Annotated in this window: 22 protein-coding genes; 7 read left to right on the top strand and 15 right to left on the bottom strand. The window is 37.8% G+C overall.

What is annotated here, in order from left to right:
* Positions 1 to 64: 64 nt before the first annotated feature.
* Together Q0940_RS02440 and Q0940_RS02445 are read right to left on the bottom strand one after the other, a co-directional pair.
* Positions 65 to 766, bottom strand: a complete 702-nt coding sequence (locus Q0940_RS02440) for a CPBP family glutamic-type intramembrane protease (protein ID WP_299263443.1) — start codon at positions 764 to 766, stop codon at positions 65 to 67.
* A gap of 58 nt (positions 767 to 824) precedes the next feature.
* Positions 825 to 1,286 (bottom strand): GNAT family N-acetyltransferase, encoded by a 462-nt coding sequence (locus tag Q0940_RS02445; protein ID WP_299263445.1) that lies wholly within the window; start codon positions 1,284 to 1,286, stop codon positions 825 to 827.
* A gap of 186 nt (positions 1,287 to 1,472) precedes the next feature.
* Here Q0940_RS02445 and Q0940_RS02450 point away from each other — a divergent pair, with 186 nt between their 5' ends.
* The gene (locus Q0940_RS02450) at positions 1,473 to 2,720 is read left to right on the top strand and encodes a TMEM143 family protein (RefSeq protein ID WP_299263447.1); all 1,248 of its coding nucleotides are present in this window, start codon (positions 1,473 to 1,475) and stop codon (positions 2,718 to 2,720) included.
* Positions 2,721 to 2,801: 81 nt separating this feature from the next.
* On the opposite strand, the gene Q0940_RS02455 is transcribed toward Q0940_RS02450, so the two are convergent.
* The 7 genes from Q0940_RS02455 to leuA form a co-directional block, all read right to left on the bottom strand.
* Positions 2,802 to 3,041, bottom strand: coding sequence for a CopG family transcriptional regulator (locus Q0940_RS02455; RefSeq protein ID WP_299263449.1), 240 nt, complete (start codon positions 3,039 to 3,041; stop codon positions 2,802 to 2,804).
* Entirely contained in the window at positions 3,028 to 3,150 is a 123-nt protein-coding gene (locus Q0940_RS02460) for a hypothetical protein (RefSeq protein WP_363323565.1), read from the bottom strand. Before Q0940_RS02460 ends, Q0940_RS02455 begins: the two co-directional genes overlap by 14 nt.
* 373 nt (positions 3,151 to 3,523) lie before the next feature.
* Positions 3,524 to 4,255 (bottom strand): hypothetical protein, encoded by a 732-nt coding sequence (locus Q0940_RS02465; RefSeq protein ID WP_299263451.1) that lies wholly within the window; start codon positions 4,253 to 4,255, stop codon positions 3,524 to 3,526.
* A gap of 469 nt (positions 4,256 to 4,724) precedes the next feature.
* Positions 4,725 to 5,345 carry a 3-isopropylmalate dehydratase small subunit gene (gene leuD, locus Q0940_RS02470; RefSeq protein WP_299263453.1) on the bottom strand — a complete coding sequence of 207 codons (621 nt, stop codon included), beginning with the start codon at positions 5,343 to 5,345 and terminating at the stop codon, positions 4,725 to 4,727.
* Between the two features lie 10 nt (positions 5,346 to 5,355).
* Positions 5,356 to 6,765 (bottom strand): 3-isopropylmalate dehydratase large subunit, encoded by a 1,410-nt coding sequence (gene leuC / locus Q0940_RS02475; RefSeq protein WP_299263455.1) that lies wholly within the window; start codon positions 6,763 to 6,765, stop codon positions 5,356 to 5,358.
* An 18-nt stretch (positions 6,766 to 6,783) separates the two neighbouring features.
* The gene (leuB, locus tag Q0940_RS02480) at positions 6,784 to 7,851 is read right to left on the bottom strand and encodes a 3-isopropylmalate dehydrogenase (protein ID WP_299263457.1); all 1,068 of its coding nucleotides are present in this window, start codon (positions 7,849 to 7,851) and stop codon (positions 6,784 to 6,786) included.
* A 40-nt stretch (positions 7,852 to 7,891) separates the two neighbouring features.
* Entirely contained in the window at positions 7,892 to 9,445 is a 1,554-nt protein-coding gene (leuA, locus tag Q0940_RS02485; protein WP_299263459.1) for a 2-isopropylmalate synthase, read from the bottom strand.
* Between the two features lie 424 nt (positions 9,446 to 9,869).
* On the opposite strand from leuA, the gene Q0940_RS02490 reads away from it, so the two are divergent.
* Both Q0940_RS02490 and Q0940_RS02495 read left to right on the top strand, forming a co-directional pair.
* Positions 9,870 to 12,008 carry a S9 family peptidase gene (locus Q0940_RS02490; protein WP_299263961.1) on the top strand — a complete coding sequence of 713 codons (2,139 nt, stop codon included), beginning with the start codon at positions 9,870 to 9,872 and terminating at the stop codon, positions 12,006 to 12,008.
* Positions 12,009 to 12,105: 97 nt separating this feature from the next.
* Positions 12,106 to 12,759: an HD domain-containing protein gene (locus Q0940_RS02495; RefSeq protein WP_299263461.1), complete on the top strand. Its 654-nt coding sequence runs from the start codon at positions 12,106 to 12,108 to the stop codon at positions 12,757 to 12,759.
* 30 nt (positions 12,760 to 12,789) lie between these two features.
* Here Q0940_RS02495 and Q0940_RS02500 read toward each other — a convergent pair whose 3' ends face one another.
* The 6 genes from Q0940_RS02500 to Q0940_RS02525 form a co-directional block, all read right to left on the bottom strand.
* The gene (locus tag Q0940_RS02500) at positions 12,790 to 13,386 is read right to left on the bottom strand and encodes a DUF1353 domain-containing protein (RefSeq protein ID WP_299263462.1); all 597 of its coding nucleotides are present in this window, start codon (positions 13,384 to 13,386) and stop codon (positions 12,790 to 12,792) included.
* A gap of 176 nt (positions 13,387 to 13,562) precedes the next feature.
* Positions 13,563 to 14,477 (bottom strand): UTP--glucose-1-phosphate uridylyltransferase GalU, encoded by a 915-nt coding sequence (gene galU, locus Q0940_RS02505; RefSeq protein WP_299263463.1) that lies wholly within the window; start codon positions 14,475 to 14,477, stop codon positions 13,563 to 13,565.
* A 14-nt stretch (positions 14,478 to 14,491) separates the two neighbouring features.
* The gene (locus tag Q0940_RS02510) at positions 14,492 to 16,246 is read right to left on the bottom strand and encodes a sugar phosphorylase (RefSeq protein WP_299263464.1); all 1,755 of its coding nucleotides are present in this window, start codon (positions 16,244 to 16,246) and stop codon (positions 14,492 to 14,494) included.
* 12 nt (positions 16,247 to 16,258) lie between these two features.
* The gene (locus Q0940_RS02515; protein WP_299263466.1) at positions 16,259 to 17,506 is read right to left on the bottom strand and encodes a glycosyl transferase; all 1,248 of its coding nucleotides are present in this window, start codon (positions 17,504 to 17,506) and stop codon (positions 16,259 to 16,261) included.
* Entirely contained in the window at positions 17,499 to 18,350 is an 852-nt protein-coding gene (locus Q0940_RS02520) for an HAD-IIB family hydrolase (RefSeq protein ID WP_299263467.1), read from the bottom strand. Before Q0940_RS02520 ends, Q0940_RS02515 begins: the two co-directional genes overlap by 8 nt.
* A gap of 49 nt (positions 18,351 to 18,399) precedes the next feature.
* Complete coding sequence (locus Q0940_RS02525; protein ID WP_299263468.1) at positions 18,400 to 19,332, bottom strand: kinase; 933 nt, start codon at positions 19,330 to 19,332, stop codon at positions 18,400 to 18,402.
* Positions 19,333 to 19,469: 137 nt separating this feature from the next.
* Here Q0940_RS02525 and Q0940_RS02530 point away from each other — a divergent pair, with 137 nt between their 5' ends.
* The 4 genes from Q0940_RS02530 (at position 19,470) to Q0940_RS02545 (ending at position 25,432) form a co-directional block, all read left to right on the top strand.
* A complete protein-coding gene (locus tag Q0940_RS02530) occupies positions 19,470 to 19,709 on the top strand; it encodes a DUF2164 domain-containing protein (RefSeq protein ID WP_299263469.1) in 240 nt (79 codons plus the stop codon).
* Between the two features lie 64 nt (positions 19,710 to 19,773).
* Entirely contained in the window at positions 19,774 to 20,493 is a 720-nt protein-coding gene (locus tag Q0940_RS02535) for an HAD-IA family hydrolase (RefSeq protein WP_299263471.1), read from the top strand.
* A gap of 105 nt (positions 20,494 to 20,598) precedes the next feature.
* A complete protein-coding gene (gene uvrD, locus Q0940_RS02540; RefSeq protein WP_299263473.1) occupies positions 20,599 to 22,995 on the top strand; it encodes a DNA helicase II in 2,397 nt (798 codons plus the stop codon).
* Between the two features lie 4 nt (positions 22,996 to 22,999).
* Positions 23,000 to 25,432, top strand: a complete 2,433-nt coding sequence (locus tag Q0940_RS02545) for a GNAT family N-acetyltransferase (RefSeq protein WP_299263475.1) — start codon at positions 23,000 to 23,002, stop codon at positions 25,430 to 25,432.
* Positions 25,433 to 25,513: the final 81 nt, after the last annotated feature.

Below are 25,513 nucleotides of genomic sequence, written 5' to 3' on the forward strand. Positions count from 1 at the left end.
AAATTAATGGCTTAACAATTGATTATTAATAGGTAAGTTTGAGCTTAAGCTATTTCTATTCAGGCTAATAAAAAGAATAATAGAACGCAGAAAAGCCAAAGGCGAGTTCAATTAATAAATGAAAGGTTAATGCAGGCCATAAACTGCGTGTCTTAATGGTTAAATAAGATAATAAAGGTGAGGCGACAATCATGCCTATTGCTTCATAAATAGGTTTTTTAATATGAAATAATACTTCAAATATACAGACGATAACGGTCATTATGATAGCTGCGGCTGTTGGATCCAGTTTGTAATGTTTAGTTAAACAATATTGACCACCGCCTAATAAAAATCCTCTGTGTATTATTTCCCAACCTATAATGGTAGAAGCTGTAAAAATAAGAAAACGGTCAAACTTACCTGCTTCTCTCAACGCTTCCACAGAACGGCCATTACGATAATGTGATAAATAATCAGCTGCAAAAAACTGTAAATAAACAAACAAACAAAGTATCAGACCAGTAAAAACCCCCATCATAATTAGATTTTGACGGTTAATTATTGGTTTAGAGAAATAGAGGCTTTTTAACGGTATCGCCAATAAAAATACTAAAAGGAAAGGTAGAACCAATCGGCTTAAAATCCAATAACCTTTAATCCCTCCAGAGGCTAAAAAGCTGTTGCTAACATACACACCAATAACTTGTAATAGCAACATAACACCCAATAATATACAAAAAGGTGCTGCCATTTTTACGGTGATCACTTGCTCTTGTTTAGCCATTTTTAGGTATTACCTTTTATGCTCAGTATATATTATTTACATTACAAGATTTAGATTTCTAATTTAAGTCCAAGGTCATAAACTTACTATTTGGATCTTCTTTATAGTCAGAAAATGGAGGACAAAATGCAAAGCCGTGTTTTTTGTATAAAACGTGAGCTGGATAGAAATACTCCATAGAGCCGGTTTCCAAACTGAGTTTGTTCAAACCCAATAGTTTAGCTTGGTCAATAATATGAATAAGTAAGGTTGATGCGATACCTTTATTTTTATAACCGCTAGAGGTTCTCATGGATTTAATCTCAGCGTGTTTATTATCTAGTAATTTAAATGCACCACAGCCCGCTAAATACTCATTATCCCAAATAGTCCAAAATTTTACGGAGGTATGTTTAAGTTCAGTCAAATTAAGAGCATGCACACTTTCTTCTGGCGATGTTGCATTCATATCATCAAGATGTTCTTGTAAAAGAGCATGAATTTCTTTGCCTGATAAATCATCAAGTTTAATTTTGTACACAGTTGGTTACTCATCCTTTATTGAATTCAGACTTTCTATCAATTAATTCATACGTTTATAATGCGTTTATATAGTTAGATACTATATTTTTAGGTTAACAAAATAGCAATAACTATAACAATTGCTATTCTTACTTGAACTCAACAACGTAATTAAACCGCCTCTCAATATAGTAGTTATTCATTTATGCAAAGTGCTCGTTATATACCGTTTAGAAAACAAGACATTGTGACTATGTGTCGTCAAGAATTACCAAGTGACCAATCTAATGACGAAGGAAAAACCTCGTTTAATCAATTTTGTGATCTACTCGCCAGCCTTATTCACTTTGAATACCACTCTGAACTTGAGTCTCTAAAAAACAATTATGCTCCGTTTGATCCCAATAGTGATACCCGAGTGCTTAATTCAGTCTCTGCTGAGCAAAAAGCACAATGCCAGAGTGACTTTGCTAAAGGCTTTGCCAAAGTACTTAATGCCGCTAATTTTGAAGTGATCACTCATCAAGATTTGCAAGATGCACTAAACGAAGAATCACTTTTTAAAGTGCGCTTAGAAGTTGAGTTTGATGACTTTGAAGAAGTAGTGTTTTACCGCCGTGGCGAGTCACAACTTACGGAAACCATCACTAGTTTTTGGGGATTGCGTACAAAGCCACTGCATTTTACTAATTACGATCGTGTTGCCGTATTTATTCGTTTTAAAGATAGGGCTTATTTTTCAGCTAAAAACAAAATTCCAATGGGCTTTGAGCCAAACTCCACCATAGTTAAGTTATTTCAAAATGTACCAAAAGCAGACTTGGAAATGTTGTTTCCAAATAGTGAAGTACGTATGCGTTCTATCGACAAAGTGATTATTGGCACCTCAGCCTTAGCTGGTGGCGCAGTTGTGCTTATCACTAAGCTTGGCGCATCACTGGTGTTATTGTTTGCCCTCTTTGCTTTTTGGGGCGGGTTTAGGAGTGAAGCGGTAGAAATGAGCCAACAACACTGGATCACCTTTGCTATTGGTATGGGCGTGTTTGGCGGCTTTATTTTTAAAGAGTGGAGTAAATTTAAAAACCGTAAAATTAAATTTATGAAGGCATTAAGTGACAACCTGTATTTTAAAAATCTCGACAACAACGCCGGTGTTTTTCATACCTTAATAGACGCCGCTGAAGAAGAAGACATCAAAGAAACACTGTTGGCTTATACGTTTTTACTTAAATCAAAAAACGGCTTAACTGCACAACAGCTTGATGATGAAATTGAGCTTTGGTTTAAAACCAAATACCAATGCACTCTCGACTTTGAAATTAACGACGCCCTTGAAAAACTAATCCGCATGCGCTTAGTTACCAGTGAAAATCAGGTTTATACCGTGCTGAGTTTAGACCAAGCCAAAGTGGTACTAGATGAACACTGGGACAACCTATTTCAATATAATTAAAACGGGTTGAGCAAAAACAAAAAAGCAGTAACCTGGGTTACTGCTGGGATTAAGATCGTTCGAGAATTAAGGTGGTTAGTCTTATTTAACTTGATGATGCTTAAGGTTTTCTATACGTTCAGCTAACCAAACCTTTATTATTGATTGTCTAGTTACGCCAACACGATTTGCCTCACGGTCTAGTGAATCAATCATCCATTCAGGAAAGTCTACATTAACCCTTTTTGTTGTTTGCGTAGTTCGTTTAGCTTGAGATAAATCAAGGCTAGTAAATACGTCATTACCATCATCAAATTCTTTATCAAAATCAGAAGCTTTCATAAAATTCCACCTCATTAGTTCGTGATCGTCTAACTGAGATTATGCGGATATTAATATCTCGATAAGTTATAACAGCAGACCAATGTTTACCATTATGGAATGCAATAATAACAAAACGAGGCTCGTCGCTGTATTTGCAGGGATCTCGATTAAATCAGGATCATTCCATAGCAATTAGCTTTTTCAAAATCGATACCATGCTTATCGAAGTTGATTTGGCTTTTATTTGAGTCATATTCAAAAATATACATGGAGTAAAAACTATACCTTTTTGGTGTAGTATGCAAGTTTTAGGTTAATAAGTAAGCGGTTGGCTTTAAGTGAAATCGTTTGAGTTTGTAAGTTAGGAAATTAGAGTAGCATTTTTAGAATGCACTTATCTCAGCTCTTTTATTTGGTTTATTGAGCTAACTCTTATTTGAGTTTGAAAATAATACTTTTCAGTCACTTTACCATCACACAAATTGAGGTGGGTGGCCTTGTTATTCAGTTTTTTTATTTTCCAGTATTGCTAGCATATCTTTGTTAGCACTCAATTCAAAATGACTTTCTTCGCCTTTAATCTTTGTAAAATGAGTAAACCACGCTTGCCTCAAACCTTCGAGAAAGTCATCAGATACCTGAGATAGGCCATTGCGATGTTTTACGATCCAAACCGAGTACTCTTCTCCGGTTTCAGGGTGAATCGAAGCTTGGCCTGCGGTTAAGTATACAGCTGAGTTAACGCTGCTGTAATCTGGCTTACTTAGCAGTTCTTCAAGTATAAAGTTCGCATGCCACGGGTCTAGAGCGCTGTGGTTATTATTGGCCACAATTAGTAGACCTTGGAATTTCGGCTGTTCAAATGCTTGTTTTGTTTCCCTGATCTGTCTATTGGCTTTTTTTATCGCTCCTTGTATTGGCTTTTTATAAATATCAATTACACTTCGGGTAAATCCTTCAGAAAAGCCCTTAGTAGACATATTTACAGTGCCAAAAGCTATAACAGGAGCTTTATTGGCTTCTAACTCCTTAAGATATAACTTGGAAACTTTTTCAATATTTAGGTCATCATTAATTTTATCTTCTTCTAATGATTTAAGTTCGGAAATAATGCCGTAATCTTTAAAGATAAAGTCTGCATCTTGAAAGCTAGGCGACTCTCCAAATGTTTTTGATACTCGCTCTCCTCCGAGCAACTCTACGCATACTTGGATTTCATCTTCAACATTCATAATTTATCCGATATGCATAACAACTTAATATCGACTTAGTGGGTCGTTTTTCTGCCAAAAAGTTTATCACTTTCTTATTTACCTTATTAATATCAGATTAATTAACTCCTTACTAGTTCTAGATTAGAGAGAGAAAGGAGATCATTGAAGACGATGATTAGGGAACTTTTAGTGTGATTTGAGCTACCGAACACGAAGCTAAAACATCAGGGGTTATGGACTTTTTGAGTTGTTTGAACGGGCGGTACCCCCTCATTGGCCATCTGTGGTTTATGCTGTTTTCAGTGTGTATTGAACTATCGAACACGAAGCTAATACATCAGGGGGATTATGGGCTTTCAGTGGTGCTTGAACCACCGAACACAAAACTTTTACATCCCTGTAGTTTTGATGTTCCTTCATCCATGAAGTAAAAAAAAGCCGCTACTTATTTAGTAGCGGCGAGTGGTTTACAAGGAACATGAATTTTTTATTGCCAAGGGCGTGATTCAGTTAGTTTTTCTTCAAATTGTTTAATTTGATCAGAAAACTCTTCTGTTACGCCTATAAAATCTAAGTTTTTTAGCAGTCTATCCTTTACATCGGCTGCAATTTCAAATGCTATAGGTGATTCACCCTCAATAAGTAGTTGTTGGCCTTTTAAGTCCACAACCATATTCACTTGATCTTGTGTTTGGCATAAGCTGAACAGCTTATCTATCGCGGCTTCCGGCAACTTAGCTGGTAATATTTGGTTGTTAATACAGTTGTTATAAAAAATATCAGCAAAGCTAGGTGCAATAACAATTTGGAAACCATATTGTTTTAATGCCCAAGGCGCATGTTCGCGGCTTGAACCACAACCAAAGTTTTCACGGGTTAATAAAATACTCGCGCCTTTATACTGTGGGAAGTTTAAAACAAACTCTGGGTTTGGTGTGTCGTCACTTAAATAGCGCCAGTCATAAAATAACGCTTTATCAAAACCACTGCGTTCAACCGAGGTTAAAAACTGCTTTGGAATGATCTGATCGGTATCTACGTTGTTTTTATCTAATGGGCAGACTAAGCCCTGATGAAACACGTCCTGATTAAAAACTGCATCTGACATAATGTTCCCCTTATCCTTTTCTAATATCAACAAAGTGACCATGAATCGCGGCTGCTGCAGCCATAGCTGGGCTCACCAAATGTGTACGGCTGCCTTTACCTTGACGACCTTCAAAGTTACGGTTTGAGGTAGATGCGCATCGCTCACCCGGTTCTAACCTATCGTCGTTCATGGCTAAACACATAGAGCAACCTGGCTCGCGCCATTCAAAACCAGCTTGTTTAAATACTTGGTCCAACCCTTCTTGTTCCGCTTGCGCTTTTACTCGCATAGAACCTGGAACTACTAAGGCTCTTACTCCTTTAGCTACGGTTTTGCCTTTGCTAATTGCAGCCGCTGCACGTATGTCTTCAATACGAGAGTTAGTGCAAGAACCTATAAATACCGTGTTTATCTTAATGTCAGTAATCGCTTGGTCAGCTTCTAAACCCATGTAAGCAATAGCACGACGAATCGCATCTGCTTTTACTAAGTCAGGTTCTTTATCTGGATTTGGTACTTTAGCGTCAACGCTAATAACTTGTTCTGGGCTGGTGCCCCAAGTTACTTTTGGAATGATGTTATCTGTGTGCAATATTATGGTGTGGTCGAAAACGGCACGATCGTCTGTTTTTAATGTTTTCCAGTAAGCAACGGCATCATCAAAATCATTACGCTCGGCTGTGTTTGTAGGTGAATAGTCTTTACCTTCAACGTAATCAAAGGTGACTTGATCTGGTGCAACCAATCCGGCTTTAGCACCCATTTCAATCGCCATGTTACATAATGTCATGCGGCCTTCCATTGATAACTCTTCAATGGCTTGTCCACAAAACTCTGCAACATAACCTGTACCGCCGGCAGTGCCTAAGATTTCAATAACCGCTAAAATTACATCTTTAGCAGTAATGTCTGGACGCATTGGGCCGTTAACTTCAATTTTTAATGACTTAGCTTTTTTCTGTTGTAGTGTTTGCGTAGCTAATACATGTTCAACTTCAGATGTACCAATACCAAAGGCTAACGCACCAAATGCACCGTGTGTTGCAGTATGTGAGTCACCACAAACAATAGTGTGTCCTGGTAATGTTATGCCTAACTCTGGGCCAATAACGTGAACAATACCTTGATTTTCATGGTTTAAGTCAAATAAGGTAACGCCAAACTCTTTACAGTTTTTAGCTAACGCTTCTAACTGTTTACGTGATGTTTCACCAGCAGCTTCAAATGAACGCACTTGGGTAGAAACGTTATGATCCATAGTGGCAAAGGTTTTATCTAAACGATGCACCGGGCGATTTTTCTCACGCAAGCCTGCAAAGGCTTGTGGAGATGTAACTTCGTGAACTAAGTGACGGTCGATATATATTAAATTAGTGTCACCTGATAATTCTGCGACAAAATGTGCGTCCCAGATTTTTTCATATAATGTTTGTGCCATTTTCTTTTCCAAACTCATTTATTTAATTGCTTGCGCAATGGCTTGTGCTACTTGCTCAGTGCTATAACTTTTAGCACCTTGCGCTATATCGCCCGTTACTTTGCCTTGTGCAATAACATCAGCAATCGCTGCATCAATTGCATTAGCTGCATCAGCTTGATTCAAGCTGTAACGTAGCATTAATGCTGCACTTAATATTTGTGCTATTGGGTTAGCAATACCTTGGCCTGCGATATCTGGCGCTGAGCCTCCGGCTGGTTCGTACATGCCAAAACCTTGCTCGTTTAAGCTTGCAGATGGTAATAAACCCATAGAACCTGTGATCATGGCGCATTCGTCTGACAAAATATCGCCAAACAAGTTATCGCACAACAACACATCAAACTGACTTGGATCTTTAATCAATTGCATAGTCGCGTTATCAATATAGATATGTTCAAGCTCTACATCAGGATAATCTTTAGCCACTTCTATAACGGTCTCACGCCATAAAATAGAGGTTTGTAATACGTTGGCTTTATCCACCGAGGTAACCTTGTGACGGCGTTTTTGCGCAGCTTCAAAACCAAGTTTAGCAATTCGAGTGATTTCACTTTTAGAATAACGTTGAGTATCAAAAGCTGAGTCACCTTCTCGGCCTTTTTCACCAAAGTAAATGCCACCAGTTAACTCACGCATAACTAATACATCAAAGCCCTTTTCACTAATGTCTGCTCTTAATGGACACATAGCTGAAAGTGCTGGAACCAAAGCGGCAGGGCGCATATTACAAAACAGAGAAAAGTGTTTACGTAACGGTAATAATGCACCACGTTCTGGTTGGTCGTTTGGTGCCAGGTTTTCCCATTTAGGGCCACCTACTGAGCCAAACAAAATAGCGTTTGACTGTTCACAGACTTTTAGCGTGCTGTCTGGCAGTGGACAACCGTGGTTATCTATCGCAATTCCACCTGCATCAGCATGGGTGTAATTTAGTTTAAAATCATATTTTTTCTGTACCACGTCCAACACGGTTATTGCGGCGGCCATAACTTCTGGGCCAATTCCGTCACCGGATAAAACGGCAATTTTGTATTCGTTACTCATTGTTATTCATTTCCCAATATTTTTATTACTGCATCTTTTTTTAGATGCTTTGGTGTTTTTCTTTAATTTCTTCCACTTGCTGTGCGCGGTGGACTAGGTTTAATACGTGAATATATGCTTTCACGCCTGCGTGAATAATGTCGGTAGCTAGGCCTGTTCCGTGGAAGTTACGTCCCATAGACTGAGCAATAATGTCGACTTGGCCAATTGCATCACCACCTTCACCTTTTGAATTTAATTTAAAATCAATGATGTTTAAGTCAATGTGGGTCATTTGTTTTAAAGCATTGTAAGCGGCTTCAATTGGACCATTACCTGTTTCTGCTTTATAAATGGCATCTTCTCCACCAATAGAAACTCCAACCGTTGCGGTATTCACTGCTGAGTTGCTAGACAAACCTTGTAACGAGGTTAATTTGTAATAATCAGAGTCATCTTTTAATTGCTGATCAAACAAAATAGCTTCTAAATCATAGTCGTGAACTTGGCCTTTTTTATCGGCAAGTAATAGGAAGTCACTGTAAATATCATCCAAATTGTAGTCGTTATCGGAATAACCCATTTCAGTCATACGATGCTGAATAACATGGCGGCCAGAACGAGACGTTAAGTTTAACTCGTTACTTTGCATGCCTATGTGCTCAGGTTTCATGATCTCATAAGTATTTTGTGCTTTTAAAATACCATCTTGGTGAATACCAGATGAATGAGCAAATGCGTTAGCGCCAACAATAGCTTTGTTTTGTTGCACTGGCATATTACAAAGCTGGCTAACCAATTTTGATGTCCGGAAAATCTCTTCTGATTTAATGTTTGTACTCACACCAAAACGTTCTTGGCGGGTTTGTAAGATCATCGCCACTTCTTCCAGTGCACAGTTACCAGCGCGTTCGCCAATACCATTTACTGTACATTCTATTTGGCGTGCTCCGGCTTGTACCGCAGCAATACTGTTTGCTACTGCTAAACCTAAGTCGTTATGGCAATGCACAGAAATAATCGCTTTATCAATATTTGGAACCGTTTGTTTTATTCCTGCAATGATTTCAGCAAATTCTGTTGGCTCTGTATAACCTACAGTATCTGGAATATTAATAGTGGTTGCGCCAGCGTCGATAGCACGTTCAATAACATAAGCTAAATCTGCCACTGACGTGCGGCCAGCATCTTCACAAGAAAACTCAACATCGTCTGTATAGGTTTTTGCTAGCTTTATAGCCTTAACTGCCATTTCAGTAGCTTGTTCTAATGTTTTTTGTAACTTGTGTTCCAAATGAATTGGAGAGGTTGCAATAAAAGTATGAATACGACGTTTTTCTGCAGGCGCTAACGCTTCACCACAAGCGATAATGTCTTTTTCCATTGCTCTAGCTAGGCCACAAATTATTGGCCCTTTTACTTGTTCAGCAATCGCTTTTACAGCGTCAAAGTCACCAGGGGAAGAAACTGGAAAACCAACTTCCATTACATCTGCGCCCAACTTGGCAATAGCGTGAGCAATTTGTAGTTTTTCACGCTTACTTAAACTAGCGCGTAATGCCTGTTCGCCATCGCGTAATGTGGTGTCAAAAATAATGACCTTGTCTTGATTCATATTGTGCATATTCCTTTCTCCTGTTGCCCCACTTACCAACAAACAGGGTAAAAAAAACCCCGCTAATTGAGCGGGGTTTTTATTGATACTATTTAAATTTAGTCAACCAAAACAAGCCCGCGTGCAGATAAAAGCAGCAGGTTTAGCAGTAAGATAATTGTAGTGGTGAATAAATTTGTCATTTTATTAAATAAGTATTCTAAATTGATTATCTAATTTTTATCATTCTAGTAAATGGAGTGCAAGCTCTAATTCTTAAATTGACTATTCTTTTCGTTATTTGTTATTCAAAACTGCAAAAATAGAGTAATTTATGCTGGTAATTTATATATGTAACTAAAGGAAGTTAATTATGCCAACTCAAACACAAATGGCTAGCACTAAAGCTCCTTTATTGGATCTTGTAACCGTTATAAAAATAGGGATGATTGCTTCAATTGCCTCATTATTTATTTCAGGCTGTTCTCCATCTAATCAAACGGCAGATAATATGACATCAGAAACAGTAAAGTCAGCACCAATAGCAAAGAAAATTCCATTTAAAATGGAGCAGCACGGTCACCAACGTATCGATGATTACTACTGGATGCGAGACGATAGCCGTGAAGATAAAGAGATCTTAGCGCATCTAGAAGCTGAGAATAAATTTGTTGATGCACAAATGGCGCATACCCAAGCATTACAAGATACTTTATTTGAAGAAATGACAGGCCGTCTTAAAAAAGACGATGCCAGTGTACCATACCAAAGACGCGGTTATTGGTGGTATACACGTTATGAAGGTGATAATGAATACGCTATTTATGCACGTAAAAAGACGTCATTAGAAAATAAAGAAGATGTATTTTTAGATGCCAACGTATTAGCTAAAGAGCATGAATACTTTAGCTTAGGTGGTGTATCAGTAAGTACTAACAATAATATATTAGCGTATTCAACGGATACAGAAAGCCGCCGTTTATATGTTATTGAGTTTAAAGATTTAGCCACAGGCAAAATGTATGAAGACAAGTTAGTTAATACATCTGGCAGTATAGTGTGGGCAAACGATAACCAAACCGTGTTCTACATTAAAAAAGATGTACAAACGTTATTAGGTTATCAAGTATATCGTCATACTTTAGGCACAAGCCAAGACAAGGATGAGTTAGTTTACCAAGAAGACGATACAACTTTTTATACTGGTATTGGTAAAACCCGCGATAGCCAAACTATTTATATCTACCACGACTCTACGTTAGCTGCAGGTGCATCCGTTATATCGGCAGAAACGCCAAATGCTGAATTCACCCCTTTAGCTCCGATAACGTCTGGTCATGAATATGACTTTGATCAACATAACGACTGGTATTACATACGCACAAACTTAGACGCTAAAAACTTTAAGTTAGTCAAAGTAAGCCGTTCTGAAAGCTCAGACACCAGTAAATGGCAAGACGTGATACCACATAGAGCCAACGTGTATTTTGAAGACTTTATTGTTTTCAACAATCACTTAGTGGTGGAAGAGAGTGAAAACGGTAATACCAATATCAGAGTGATTAATTTAAAAACTAATAAAGAAACGTCATTACCATTTAATGATGCAGCTTATGTTGCCACGTTCGATACTAACCCAACGGCAGACAGCGACAAGTTACGTTATTACTACAGTTCGTTAACTACACCTGGTTCAGTTATAGAAGTGGACTTGAACACGTTTGAAAGCACAACATTAAAACAAGATGAAGTCCTAGGTGACTTTGATCCTAACTGGTATCAAAGTGAACGTATATTTGTTACCGCTCGTGATGGTAAAAAAGTCCCTGTTTCTTTGGTATACCGTAAAGATAAATTTAAAAAAGACGGTACAAATCCACTTTACCAATATGCGTATGGCTCTTATGGTGCAACCATTGACCCGTATTTTTCAGCGTCTAGATTATCTTTATTAGATCGTGGTTTTGTATATGCGTTAGCACATATTCGTGGTGGTCAAATGTTAGGTCGTACTTGGTATGAAGACGGCAAAATGTTTAACAAAATGAATACGTTCACTGATTTTATTGATGTGACTAAAGCATTAACGGAACAAAAATATGCAGCAAAAGACAAAGTGTTTGCCGTAGGAGGCAGTGCTGGTGGTTTGTTAATGGGCGGCATTATGAACATGGCTCCTGAGTTATATCTTGGTGTTGGAGCACATGTGCCGTTTGTTGATGTGGTTACCACTATGTCTGATCCAAGTATTCCTTTAACGACTAATGAGTATGATGAGTGGGGAAATCCTGCCAATAAAGATTCTTACGAGTATATGTTGTCGTATTCACCTTATGATCAAGTGAAAGCGCAAGACTACCCAAATACACTGGTAACCACTGGTTTGCATGACTCACAAGTTCAATACTTTGAACCAATGAAGTGGGTCGCTAAGTTACGTGATATGAAGACGGATTCAAACAAACTGTACTTCCAAACTAATATGGATGCAGGACACGGCGGTGCATCAGGCCGTTTCCGTCGTTATAAAGAACTTGCACTAGAATATGCATTCTTTATGGATTTGGTTGGTATCAATAAGTAATCTAAGTTTTGATTAAACCAATAGGCGCCTAATATGGGCGCCTTTTTTTAAATTAGGCTTGTCCAAAGTAATACACATAGCTAAATAAGACGAATACATGAATTTAGAAAAATTAGAACAAGATTGCGCAGAGTTTATTCTTCAGCAACAAATCCATGATGCTGCACACGATATTAATCATATAAAGCGAGTTGTCGCCAGCGCTAAGCAACTATGTGCAATTGAAGATGCAAATATCAATATAGTATTGCCAGCGGCTTGGTTGCATGACTGTGTTTCTTTCCCTAAAAATCATCCTGATAATAAACGCGCATCAACATTAGCCGGTGAAAAAGCGGTTGAGTTTCTAACCTCTATTGGTTATCCGTCTGAGTATTTAGACGCTATTGCTCATGCTATTAAAACACACAGTTACAGTGCTAATTTCACACCTGAAACATTAGAAGCTCAAATCGTACAAGACGCTGACAGATTAGACGGGTTAGGCGCAATTGGTGTGAGTCGTTGTATGTTGGTATCTGGCAAATTAGGCAGTAAGATTTATCATACAGAAGATCCATTTTGCCAGAGTAGAACACCGGACAGCAAAGTAGCTGCGGTTGATCATTTTTATGAGAAGTTATTTAAAACAGCAAAAACCATGACAACCAAAGCAGGCTTACAAGAAGCACAAAAGCGTGTTGAATTTATGCAAAGCTTTTTAGCGCAACTAGCTGCTGAGCTTGGCGATGATACTGGTTTATCAAAGTAATAAATCGAAATAGCAAACGTGTTTAACAAGTTAGGTTAAAAATAAAGTACCCGTTAAGGCAAGTGCGAGTAATGACGTTATTAACAGTGGAAACCGTCCATTCCTGTACTTGCCATTATATTTAATCCAATACCAACCTAGCCTTACTGCTAACCAAGAAATAGCGGCAGGTATGGGGGCTTGATTTACTTCTTTAACTATCTGGTAAAACAAATAATCAACCTCATGTCTTTGTACCACACGTTGTTGTAACTGTTCAGAACCCTCTTGTTTATAATTTAATTTTCCATGTATAAATGCATAGTCATGGGGAATTGAGGCGGTAAGTAAAATACCCATAGGCCGTAAAATACCAAAGGTAATAAAAGCAACAAACCAAGGAAAGGGAATAGATGCCCCATCTATTTCAGTGCCTTTAGTAACGACAATAGTGCCGTCTAATTTAGCAGAAATACCAGAAACACTAATACACCAATCTTGAATTAAAATGTATTTTCTTGGGGTTCTAGCATTTATAAAGTGTTGCCACCAACTTAAGTTATTGGTTTCTATAATCTGAGGTTGTAACTGAGGCAGTTGATCAAAGGTAATTTTTACGCAGCCTCGGGTATATTCAAAATTAGCCATAATGGTATTTTATTTCGCAATTGGTTTTAAACAGTATAAACCTAAAAATGGTTAATCTTAAATTAGCTTATTTTCTCAATGGTTATACTTTAGGAAAGGAAAAAGGAGGTAAGTTACCGCGCGAACGTTAAAGAAAAAACGTTCACACAGTAATATAATGCACTTGTTACTTGAATCTAAAATTCAAATGTCGGATCGGCAATAAGGTCGTTGATTGCTTGTTTTAAATCGTTTTTAAACTCAGGTCGTTGTAATGAATATTCTAAATTAGCTTTAATAAAACCAAGCTTGTTACCGCAGTCGTGAGTTTTACCAACAATATGATAAGCCGACATATTTTCAATCTCATTTAACTGATGCAAGGCATCGGTTAACTGAATTTCGCCACCGGCTCCAGGAGCTGTCTTTTCTAACAAATCCCATATTTTAGGTGAGACAACATAACGTCCAGTTATTGCTAGGTTTGATGGAGCTGTTCCATCTTCTGGCTTTTCTATCATAGTTTTGATTGGAGCAGATCCGCCTGGAATTAACGCATCTCCGTTAATGTCTACTACACCATAACTACCAACTTCACTTTCAGGTACCGGGTTTACCATTATCTGGTTGTCACCGGTTAACTCGTACTGTTTCAACATTCCAGCTAAATTCTCAACACCTAGGTCTGAATAATATTTATCTATGATCACATCAGGCAATATAATTACAAAAGGGTTATCACCAATTGCAGGTCTTGCGCAAGTGATAGCGTGACCTAAGCCCTTTGCTTCCGCTTGGCGTACCGAGATCATAGTTACGTCTTTCGGGTTAATAGAACGTACTTCACTTAATAAAGAGCGCTTAACACGGGACTCTAATTGAGCCTCTAGTTCAAAGCTAGAGTCAAAATGATTCTCTATAGAATTTTTACTAGCATGGGTTACTAAGATAATTTCACGAATACCCGCCGCCGCAGCTTCTTCTACTACATATTGGATCAAAGGTCTGTCGACTAAAGTCAGCATTTCTTTTGGTATTGCTTTGGTTGCTGGCAACATACGAGTACCAAGGCCAGCTACAGGAATAACCGCTTTAGTTACTTTTTGAGTCATGTTAATTTCCTTTTTTATTCATTTTTATGGTTAGTCAACCACACCGTTTGATACGGCATTAATTCAAGTTCTGTGGCGGTATTTTCAATATTTTTATTGGTTATCAATTCAACCCAATCGTCAGTGACAATTAAGTTTAATTCATTTAGGCGTAACTCTACTTTTTCATCACTGACATTACTAATACAAAATATACTTTGTTTTCTATTTAAGCTTTGACGCCAAAATCCAAATAACTGCAATCCTAGGTGTAACACATATTGTGTGGCATTTGGATGAAACGCAGGTTGTTTAGTTCTAATATCGATTAAATCCAACATACGATTGAGTACTTTACTGTGGCTAGTGTAATCTGAGTCGAGTTGTTCTTTTAATAAATTATAATCCCAGCGATGACGGTTGATTGAACGATTATGGTGGGTATTTTTGAGCTTTTCATAATCGTTTGGTGTACCTAATATACTGTGGATATAAATCCCCGGAATACCTTCTAAACCAAACATAATGGCGTGAGCACAAATAAAGCGCTCTAATCCCCATTTATCTTCACCGCCTATGGTTCCTTTTAGTGCATCAAACAAGGCAATGTTGATTTCATAGGCTTTTTGTTCGCCTGTATCTGCCGTTCTCCATGAAACACGGCCACCAAAGTTCTGCATGGTGTTCACTAAAGTATTTAACTCAAGATCTGACAACAAACCTTCAGCAGGTCTAAGACCAATGCCATCATGTGAGGCAATAAAGTTAAAGTAGCAAGTGCCGTTTTGCGCTGGTGGCATACTCATTAACCAACGTTTTAAATAGGTGCAATCACCGGTTATTAAAGAGTTAACTAACAACGGTGGTAATGAGAAGTTATAAATACAATGTGCTTCATTAGCATTACCAAAATACGTTAGGTTTTGCGTATTAGGTATATTGGTTTCTGTGATGATCACAGTTTCTGGTTCAGTATGTTCTATTAACGTACGTAATAAACGGATGACTTCATGGGTGTAAGGTAAATTAATAGATGGACCACCGACAATTTTCCATAAAAATGCAACGGCATCTAATCTAAATACTTTTACACCAGAATTTAGATATTGACGAATAATAGAAACAAACGCGATAAGCACGTGTGGGTTTCTAAAATCTAAATCTACTTGGTCATGACTAAAGGTACACCAAACGTATTTTGTGCCCTCAGCTGTTTCTGTTTCACGTAATAGTGGGCTAGTTCTTGGACGAACGACCTGTGATAAATCGTCGGACGGATCAGCAGTGAAAAAGTAATCCTTTCCTACGCCAGAACCTTTTATAAAGTTTTGAAACCAAGCGCTGCGACTGGAACAATGATTTATTACCAAGTCAGACATCAGCTTGTATTTATCGGCTATGTCTTCAATATCTTGCCAGTCACCTAAAGATTCATTCACACTGGAATAATCGATAACAGAGAAGCCATCGTCAGAGCTATAAGGAAAAAACGGCAATATATGCACTGAGTTGATTTTGTCATTTAAGTAAGTATCCATAAAAGACTCTAAGGTCTTTAATGGTTTTTGGTCTGGCTCAACAATGCTGTCACCGTAAGTGATTAACATCATGTCTTTCTCAGACCAATGGTTGGTGTAAGGGACAGGTTCAACAAAGTTATTTGGAATATTCATCTCATCCACTAATAACTGAGTTAATTCAGTTATTGTCATGGGTAAATCAATATTTTCATAAATAACACTCAGTTGTAGTTCAACCTTGTGTTTTAGTTCATCTAAAGTGGCTGGCATAGGTGCATACTCCTATTTGGCTGTATCAGCTTTAATTTTGCTGGCAAATTCTTCATAGTCTAATTCCACAGCCTGTTTTAATTCTTCTAATACGTTAGGCATGGCACTAGTAACTCGATGCCAAGATGGTATAAACGGCGTTTCCATAGGGTTAGATAAAAAGTTTTCACCGGCTTCAATAATATTTTTAGCAAACATTTCTACCGATTTTTCTTCAGTATGTATATCTAATGTTAAACCATTGATCATAGCGTCATTACGGTATGTTTCTACGTAATCTAATGCGATTCTGAAATAGGTGGCTTTAATCGTTCGCATATTTTCAGCGTTAATAATATAGCCTTGAGTGGCCAGTTTACGGAATAAGGCTTTAGTGATATCAATCGACATTTTAGATAAACCACCGTCTGTAGACTCTAGTGATAAATCTTGATGTTTATGATCGTAGTTGTTGGCGATATCTACCTGACAAATACGGTTTGAAGCAAAGTTACGATGCATTTCTGACAGTACACCAATCTCTAAACCCCAATCGCTTGGAATGCGTAAATCGGTTAATACGTCGCGACGAAAAGAAAATTCACCTGATAATGAATAACGGAAGCTATCCATATATTCCAAATATTCATTGGTGCCTAAAACACGCTTAAGTGCTTTTAATAATGGGGTTACTAATAAGCGCGCAACACGACCATTTAATTTACCGTTAGCTACACGAGCATAATAACCTTTACCAAATTCGTAGTTAAATTGTGGATTGGCAACCGGGTAGATTAAACGAGCTAATAAGTTTCTATCGTAAGTTAAAATATCGCAGTCATGCAAAGCAACAGACTCCGCTTTACCAGAGGCTAAGATATACCCCATGCAATACCAAACATTACGGCCTTTACCTAATTCAGTTGGTGCTAATCCTAACGCTTGTAATTTGGCATCTAATGCTTGTAAACGAGGACCGTCGTTCCATAAAATTCTGTGATGTTGAGGTAAAGTACTAAAAAAGTCGATGGCGCTTTTATATTGATCTAAGTCTGCGCGGTCTAAACCAATAACAATCTCTGATAAGTAGGGAACCTTAGCAATTTTTTCTATGATATCTGGCAGTGCTTTGCCTTCTAATTCTGAATACAAAGAAGGTAAAATTAAGCCAAGTGGGCGAGTTTTGGAGAAAGTTAATAACTCAGCTTCAAGATCTTCTGTGCTGCGGTTGGTTAAATTATGTAACGTTGTTACAACGCCGTTTTGATAAAAATCAGCCATGATGTAGCTCCTTAGGAAATTTAATAATTTTTGCTAAACACTCAGTCCAACCTGTTGGTCCAAATTCTGTACTTTGAACCACATTGTCAGTGCGAGTTAATGCAGGAAAATCATGTTTGTGAGATTTGATTTGAACTGCGATATCAGCAGCTTCTAACATTTCATTGTCGTTATAGCTGTCACCTAATGCGACAGTGGTGTAAGTGGTGTTTTTCGATGCTGCAGAAACTAGACTAGATAAAAATTCGGTTAGCCAAAGCATTGCCTTACCTTTATCACTATGGCCGCTTACATGTAAAAAGCGACCACCTTGTAATACGTTAGCGCCTGCATCAATTAGTAGCTTGGTAATTTGTTGTTTTTGTTCATCGGTTCCATTCCATTTTAACGGTTCGCTGTATAAACGGCTGTTGGCATTTAACGCAGCGGGTGCGCTTAATCCTGTTTCATTACACAGTTGCTGGTTATTCATGGCCGAAAAGCCGACATAACATTGCTGTAATTCTAAAGGTAAAGTTGCCAATAATTGCAACCAATGCTCCCTAGATTCAGAAAAGCTTTTAACCCAATAACGCTCAAACACTTCAGTACCTGCAGGTTGTTCTTTTACGAACCCGATAGGGATAAAAACAGCAGCGCCATTTTCAACAATAAAAGGAGTATCTAATTGAGTTTGTTGTCTGAAAAAAATAAGCTCAGCAAAGGTTTTGCTGGTATTGGGAATAACAGGGATATTGGCGTTTTTTAACTTGCCTAACATCTCTACCGCCGGCTGAAAGCTATAGGTGTGATGATCTAATAATGTGCCATCTAAATCGGTAAAGATTAAATACTGATCGTCCATCTTAATGATTGCCCCTTACTTATGTGAATTCAGGAATAGCTTATTTATGTTATATAATTGTTACACGGTCAAATTCAGCAAGTGAACTACCGTCTATAGATATAGGTGTTCGTTGAGCATCTAATTGCAGCACCAAATTGCACTTTTCTGGAACATGTTTTAAACCATGTTCAGTTAAACGTTGGAAGTGTTGGATAAAACGCTCAACTTGCTTATCTGACATAATTGCTGAAGGTACATTTTCATCAGTTAATAATGTATGGGCTTGACGTAACTTGTGCTCTTGTTCTTTACGCCAATTAGAAATGCAGTCGAACGATGGCGCTTTAAGCATTAGCCAAAAGTCCATTTGTTGATACAAGGCCAAATATTCAGACTTAAGTGAGTCATTAACATATTTACGCCAAGTTCCGTTTTTGTCTTCTTCACTTTCTAGCGTATTTATAGGATTAACCAACTCTTGTTCTGTTTGTTCTGGTGTTCCCCAACACCAGCCTTCCATAATCACCACATCTACTTTTTTAGTGATCAAAGGCCAGTTTGTTTCAGGCTCTGGATCATCTATTGCTTTGTTAAATCGAGGTAAGCGACAGTTAGGCTGCTCTGATTTTAATGCGTTTAAGGTAGATGACATCAATTGAGTGTTATGTGTGCCGGGTACACCGCGAGATTTTAAAAGAGGATGAACCGTGTCAGCTAAGTGATTACGAGTTTGCTGGCTTAAATAAAAATCATCTAACGAGATAACAGCTACGGATAACTGATGTTGGCTTTCAAGATACATTTTTATAAAGTCAGCTAAAGTGGATTTTCCCGAGCCTTGACTGCCATTAAGACCTACAAAGAGGCATTTAGACTCCCGCTTTTGGTGAGTGTTTATTAATTCAGCAATAGGTATGAACCATTCTGGTGCATGATTTTCAAATGAACTTGTTAGCTTATGCTGTGCTTTAAAGGCTTGTATTAGCTGGTCTGTAGTCATATTTGTTAGCTGATTTTTAATCAAATTTTTTATATATGTAGAGTATAGATAACAACTAGTGTGCCAGTGGAAATATTTATCGCGGATTAATGCAATCCTTTATACAATGCCTACAAGTATTTTTAAGAGTTTAGCCAATGTCAGAAATTAAATTATCAAAACAACAGCAAGAGTCCGCAATTACAAAGCTACAGACATACTTTCAGCAAGAGCTCGACCGAGAATTAGGCCAGTTTGAAGCTGAGTTTTTATTGGAATTTATAATGAAAGAGCTAGGTTCTTCTATTTATAACCAAGCTTTATATGACGCTCAAAGTTTACTTACTGGAAAAATTGAAGATGTGTTTGCTGAAATAGAACAGTTTGACTCTTTGTAGTTTTAACCAATATCCTTTTTAGTCTATGTTAAGCTAATGCCCTCGCTATTTTATAGGAAGCCCTATGTCTATTAGATTTAACCGCCCTTTTGCTAACCCTATCAAAGCAATCAGTTTTGATTTAGACGACACTCTTTATTTTAATGAAAACGTGATCCGTAACGCCATTCAAGTTCAGTTTGCTAAAATATGTGAATTGGTTCCAAGTGCAAAACAAAAAGGAATTGAGTTTTGGGAAACACTAAAGTGGCAAGTTGCTAAGAAAAATCCTGAGTACTGTCATGACGTTAACGTATGGCGTCATCATGTTTTAGATTTAGGGTTAACTGAGTTTGGTATTAAAGAACCTCAAAAATCAGTTATGAATAAACAAATTTACGATGCATTTTGTGAAGCACGTTCAGACTTTACCGTGCCGCAACAAACTTTTGATGTGCTTGAGCAATTAAGTGAAAAGTACCCGCTGGTGGCAGTAACTAATGGTAACGCCGATTATGAACGTATAGGTTTAGCGCCGTACTTTGTTGGTTATTACCGAGCAGGCGAAAACGGAACAAGAATGAAACCGTACCCAGATATGCTTAATGATGCTTCTAAACATTTGAATATACCTTGTCATAATATTCTACATATTGGTGACAGCGCTATGTCAGATATTCAAGCAGCGTTAAACGCTAATTGTCCGTCTTTATGGTTCAACCCAAACAATAATCACTATCCAAGTGGCTTTACTTTGGCAAATGGTGAATATTCGCACTTGGATGATTTGTTAACCCTGTTATAATCATTTCCTGTTTATATATACAGCGTTATTATTTGCCTTAAATTAAATAGTAATTTAATAGCGCTGACGTTACTCGCTTCACTAATTTTATAGGTTTTGTCTCTTATGGACGTTTATATTCCCTCGCAAGATATTCCAAGTTCAGATACAGCTATGTTAAAGCTGAATGAGCTAAATGAACGTCAATATGAAGCCGTTACTGCACCACCACAAAATATGTTGGTGTTAGCCGGTGCAGGTTCTGGCAAAACTAAAGTGCTAATTAGCCGTATCGGTTATTTAATTCAAGCACACCAAACATCAGCCTTTTCAATATTAGCGGTAACCTTTACTAATAAAGCGGCCGCAGAAATGCGCCATCGTTTAGAGTCGTTATTAGGTCAGGGTACGGTTGGTTCACAATATGGCTCAAGTGGTATGTGGATTGGTACTTTCCATGGTTTAGCCCATCGTTTTTTACGTACTCATTTCCGTGAAGCAAAATTACCAGAAAGTTTCCAAGTATTAGACTCGGACGATCAACATCGTCTTATTCGCCGTATCATGAAAAGCCTTAATTTGGATGATAAACGTTATCCAGCAAAGCAAGCTATGTGGTACATCAACGGAAAAAAAGATGATGGACTTAGACCAAAACATATCGATGCGTTTGATCCAACGGAACAAGTATTTTTACAAGTTTATACTGCGTATCAAGAAGCGTGTGACCGTGCGGGTTTAGTCGATTTTGCTGAAATATTGTTACGCAGCCATGAGGTATTAGCGACGAATTCGGAAGTATTAAGTCATTACCGTAAACGTTTTCGTCATATTTTAGTGGACGAATTTCAAGACACCAATAAAATTCAATACGCTTGGATTAGACTATTAGCGGGAGCCCATGGCGGTAATGTTGCTGAGAAAATAGCACCTTCACATGTAATGATCGTGGGTGATGACGACCAATCTATTTATGGCTGGCGTGGTGCGCAAGTTGAAAACATTCACAGTTTCCAAAAAGACTTTACCGACGTAGAAGTGATCCGTTTAGAGCAAAACTATCGCTCTACGGCCACTATCTTAAAAGCCTCTAACGCAGTTATCGCAAATAATACCGACAGACTAGGTAAAGAGCTTTGGACTGAAGGTGCCGAAGGCGACCCAATAGCGTTATACGCAGCGTTTAATGAAATAGACGAAGCACGCTTTATTGTTGGCAATATTAAAAAGTGGCAGGAAGAAGGCGGATCGTTATCTGAGTCTGCCATCTTGTATCGTAACAATGCCCAGTCTCGTGTTTTGGAGTCAGCATTAAATGAAGCTGGATTAAGCTACCGTATTTACGGTGGTTTACGATTCTTTGACCGCCAAGAAATTAAAGACGCATTGGCGTATTTACGCATGGTTTCCAACCGTGACGATGATGCCGCTTTTGAACGTGTAATAAACACACCTGCGCGCGGTATAGGCGAAAAAACATTACAAATGTTACGTGATGCTGCTCGTAGTCAAAATATGACCATGTGGCAAGCTGCAGGGCGTTTACTGGACGAAAAACATTTGTCTGGCCGAGCTAGCAATGCGGTACAAAGTTTTATGGATTTAATTGTACAGCTTGAAAGTACAGTGCAACCTTTGCCTCTGCATGAACAAGCGGATCATGTTATACAAAGCTCTGGTTTGAAAGCTATGTACCAAGCAGAAAAAGGCGAGAAAGGTCAAACACGAGTAGAAAACTTAGAGGAATTGGTTTCTGCTTGTAAAGACTATGAACCTGATGAAAATATGCAAGAAATGCCATTGTTAGCGGCATTCTTATCGCACGCGTCATTGGAGTCTGGCGAATCTCAAGCCGATGCTTATGAAGACGCGGTGCAGTTAATGACATTACACAGCGCTAAGGGATTAGAATTCCCTATGGTATTTATGGCTGGCGTAGAAGAAGGCATGTTCCCAAGCCAGCAAAGTGGCGACTCACCAGAACGTTTAGAAGAAGAACGTCGTCTTGCTTATGTTGGCATGACGCGGGCAAAACAAAGATTGTTTATAACTCATGCAGAAACACGACGTATGTACGGCCAAGAGTTGTATCATCGTCCATCTCGTTTTATTGCTGAAATCCCGCAAGATTGTATTTATGAAGTTAAGTTGTCGACGCAAATGTCGAGACCGCAATCAGGTTATAGCAGTGGTTATGGTGAAGGCTCTACTTATAGCCAAAATTCTGGTTACAGCTCAAGTTCAAACCACGGTAGTTCTACCGGACATGGTGGCTATCAAGGTGACAGAAATAAAGCCAAATCCTCTAAAAACTTTGGCGGTGGATTTGACCAAGCATCAAGTCATTTAAAGTTTAGCGAAAGTCTATTTTCTTTAGGTCAAAGAGTCAGTCACGCTAAGTTTGGTGAAGGTACGGTATTAAACTGTGAAGGTGACGGCGACAACTCTCGCATTCAAGTTAACTTTGATGATTTTGGCGCTAAATGGTTGGTAACGACTTACGCAAAATTAACTGCCATTTAACTTTATGTTGAACCAACTTATTCATCATTTAACCCAAATAGAACAGAGATGTTTGTTATGGGTTAAAGGTGAACAAAGTTGGGCGCGTAGCCAAGTTGAATCTTGGTTGTCTCAAATGGATAAACCGATAAACACTATTTGGTTTGGTGATCTGCAATCAGAGACATCTGAAAATAACGCCCCTCAAATACACCTCAATGTAGAGAAAACTACAGACCAGAGTTACATTGACGAACCAGTTAAGAGCCAACGTAAAAATCAGCGTCAAAATGAAATTACTGATGTAAGAATAAAACAATACAAAAAAATGCTCGGGCAAGAATGCGATGTACTGGTTTACGACAGTTACGCAGGGTTAAATCCTGATGCGTTAGGCGCACTTGTCGGCACAATTAAACTCGGTGGCGTATGTATTATTATTTCACCAGAACAACCAGACTGGATAGATTATACAGACCCAGAATACAATCGATTATGCGTAGAACCTTTTACACCAGAGCAAATTAGTCATCACTATATTGAATATTTCATCAATCAATTAAATCAGTCAAAATCAATATTGACCATAAGTCAAAGTAATGATTTTTTACCTTTAAGTGGTAAATTAACAAGGTTAAATAAGAGCGATTTTGATGATGGACAAAGTACATACCTGTTGGAAAAACTAAATAATTGGATTGCTAAGCACCCGGTAACGAATGATGAAAAACACACGATAGGTCGCAAGGTTATTGATATTGAAGGGTTTTGTAATGATTTTTGTAAAACTCAAGATCAAAGTGATGTGCTAAATACACTATGCGAATCTTTAATTGACTCAAGGTCAATTGATAGCAAAGTTATTAATAATCAATTGGTTATTGGTGATTTGGTTAATTCAAAGGCCGTTGTGTTACAATCTGACCGTGGCCGAGGAAAATCATCCGCACTCGGTTTATTTGCCGGATGTGTATTAATTAACGCTGAAAAAACATTAAGCGAGTCTCATTTATTATTAACTTCACCCCACGTAGAATCTGTGTTTTGGGTGTTTGAGTTGTGTAAGATAAGTCTTGAAAAATCCAATATTAAATACACTTTTAATAACAATAAAATATTAACTGACTATGGTTCACTTTGTTTTGTTGCACCCGATGAATTAGAAGATAACCTAGAAAATACAGACTTGGTTTTAGTGGATGAAGCCGCCGCTATCCCAACTCAAATGCTATTGCCGCTGATAAAAAAATGTAACTTTGCGGTCTTTGCAACAACCATTCATGGTTATGAAGGAACGGGACGAGGTTTTGAATACAAGTTTAAGCCCCTGTTAAATAAAACATTTGATGACGTAAAACAGTTAACACTAAACCAGCCGATCCGTTGGAATGAAGATGACTTTTTAGAGTCAGACATAAATCGTGTGTTAATGATCAATGGGCAATTATCAAAACTCTCGAAGCAAAATATTTTATCAAAATCTGAAAATATATTATTTAAAACAGTAACACCTGAACAACTAATAAAAGATGCATCTAATCAAGGTAGTCAGTTAGAACAATTATTTAGTTTATTAGTAAATGCTCACTATAAAACCACACCTAACGATTTACGTAATTTATTAGATGGTCCAAACATTAAAATATTTTGTTTGGAATACGACAGTAAAATATTAGGTGCGGTACTACTAGCACAAGAAGGAAATCTTGATCCCGAACTAGCTGAAAAGATTTGGCAAGGCACTCGAAGACCAAAAGGTCATTTACTCCCTCAGTCTTTATTGGCTCATTCTGGTTTTAAACAGGCAGGAAAATATAAATACGGCCGTATTATTCGCATCGCTATTCACCCAGAATTGCAGGGGCAAGGATTAGGCAGTTTATTATTGGATAAAGTGAAAGATGCTCTTATAAAACAAGATTTTGATTTTTTAGCCACCAGTTTTGGTATGGCTGAAAATCTGGTTAATTTTTGGCAAAAAAACAATTTAATATCGGTACGCTTAGGATTAAAAGCACAAGCATCCACCGGCGAATATTCTCTATTAATGACTCAAGCTTTGAATCCGTCGGCGAGTGTTTTTCAGCAACAACTAAACGTCAGGTTTCAACAAACCTTAAAACTTGAACAACAATTGAATATGCGCACTAAGCTAACCTTGAGTTTATTAACGGATAATATTCTAGTAGACACAATAGATGCCGAGCATAATAAAAGTGACTTATTGTGTTTTAGCCATTTTCATCGATCGTTAGACACTTGTTTACTAGCCATGTCATGTTTTATAAAAACACACCAAGCATTAACTTATCCACAGATAATTTTGGACAAAGTGATTGACGGTTATAGCGATAAAAAATTAATTGAAAAATATAAGTTAACCGGTGAAAAGCAATTGGTGCAAAAACTCAGAGATGAGTGGAAAGTCCTTATAAAGGTTATTGAGACTAGGGATTAGTTTAGAAAATGATTTAGTGTTGCCGTTCTTGTATTACGGTTCTCAGAATCGCTTTTGTGACTAACCTTATAAGTACTTTTA

The organism is uncultured Psychrosphaera sp., from assembly GCF_947500655.1.
GTDB lineage: Bacteria > Pseudomonadota > Gammaproteobacteria > Enterobacterales > Alteromonadaceae > Psychrosphaera.

Bases quoted from the DNA above. Each gene is read 5' to 3' on its own strand.
- Q0940_RS02440 (WP_299263443.1), bottom strand. From the start codon at position 766: ATGGCTAAACAAGAGCAAGTGATCACCGTAAAAATGGCAGCACCTTTT.
- Q0940_RS02450 (WP_299263447.1), top strand. From the start codon at position 1,473: ATGCAAAGTGCTCGTTATATACCGTTTAGAAAACAAGACATTGTGACT.
- Q0940_RS02455 (WP_299263449.1), bottom strand. From the start codon at position 3,041: ATGAAAGCTTCTGATTTTGATAAAGAATTTGATGATGGTAATGACGTA.
- Q0940_RS02465 (WP_299263451.1), bottom strand. From the start codon at position 4,255: ATGAATGTTGAAGATGAAATCCAAGTATGCGTAGAGTTGCTCGGAGGA.
- leuD (WP_299263453.1), bottom strand. From the start codon at position 5,345: ATGTCAGATGCAGTTTTTAATCAGGACGTGTTTCATCAGGGCTTAGTC.
- leuC (WP_299263455.1), bottom strand. From the start codon at position 6,765: ATGGCACAAACATTATATGAAAAAATCTGGGACGCACATTTTGTCGCA.
- leuB (WP_299263457.1), bottom strand. From the start codon at position 7,851: ATGAGTAACGAATACAAAATTGCCGTTTTATCCGGTGACGGAATTGGC.
- leuA (WP_299263459.1), bottom strand. From the start codon at position 9,445: ATGAATCAAGACAAGGTCATTATTTTTGACACCACATTACGCGATGGC.
- Q0940_RS02490 (WP_299263961.1), top strand. From the start codon at position 9,870: ATGATTGCTTCAATTGCCTCATTATTTATTTCAGGCTGTTCTCCATCT.
- Q0940_RS02495 (WP_299263461.1), top strand. From the start codon at position 12,106: ATGAATTTAGAAAAATTAGAACAAGATTGCGCAGAGTTTATTCTTCAG.
- Q0940_RS02500 (WP_299263462.1), bottom strand. From the start codon at position 13,386: ATGGCTAATTTTGAATATACCCGAGGCTGCGTAAAAATTACCTTTGAT.
- galU (WP_299263463.1), bottom strand. From the start codon at position 14,477: ATGACTCAAAAAGTAACTAAAGCGGTTATTCCTGTAGCTGGCCTTGGT.
- Q0940_RS02510 (WP_299263464.1), bottom strand. From the start codon at position 16,246: ATGCCAGCCACTTTAGATGAACTAAAACACAAGGTTGAACTACAACTG.
- Q0940_RS02515 (WP_299263466.1), bottom strand. From the start codon at position 17,506: ATGGCTGATTTTTATCAAAACGGCGTTGTAACAACGTTACATAATTTA.
- Q0940_RS02520 (WP_299263467.1), bottom strand. From the start codon at position 18,350: ATGGACGATCAGTATTTAATCTTTACCGATTTAGATGGCACATTATTA.
- Q0940_RS02525 (WP_299263468.1), bottom strand. From the start codon at position 19,332: ATGACTACAGACCAGCTAATACAAGCCTTTAAAGCACAGCATAAGCTA.
- Q0940_RS02530 (WP_299263469.1), top strand. From the start codon at position 19,470: ATGTCAGAAATTAAATTATCAAAACAACAGCAAGAGTCCGCAATTACA.
- Q0940_RS02535 (WP_299263471.1), top strand. From the start codon at position 19,774: ATGTCTATTAGATTTAACCGCCCTTTTGCTAACCCTATCAAAGCAATC.
- uvrD (WP_299263473.1), top strand. From the start codon at position 20,599: ATGGACGTTTATATTCCCTCGCAAGATATTCCAAGTTCAGATACAGCT.
- Q0940_RS02545 (WP_299263475.1), top strand. From the start codon at position 23,000: ATGTTGAACCAACTTATTCATCATTTAACCCAAATAGAACAGAGATGT.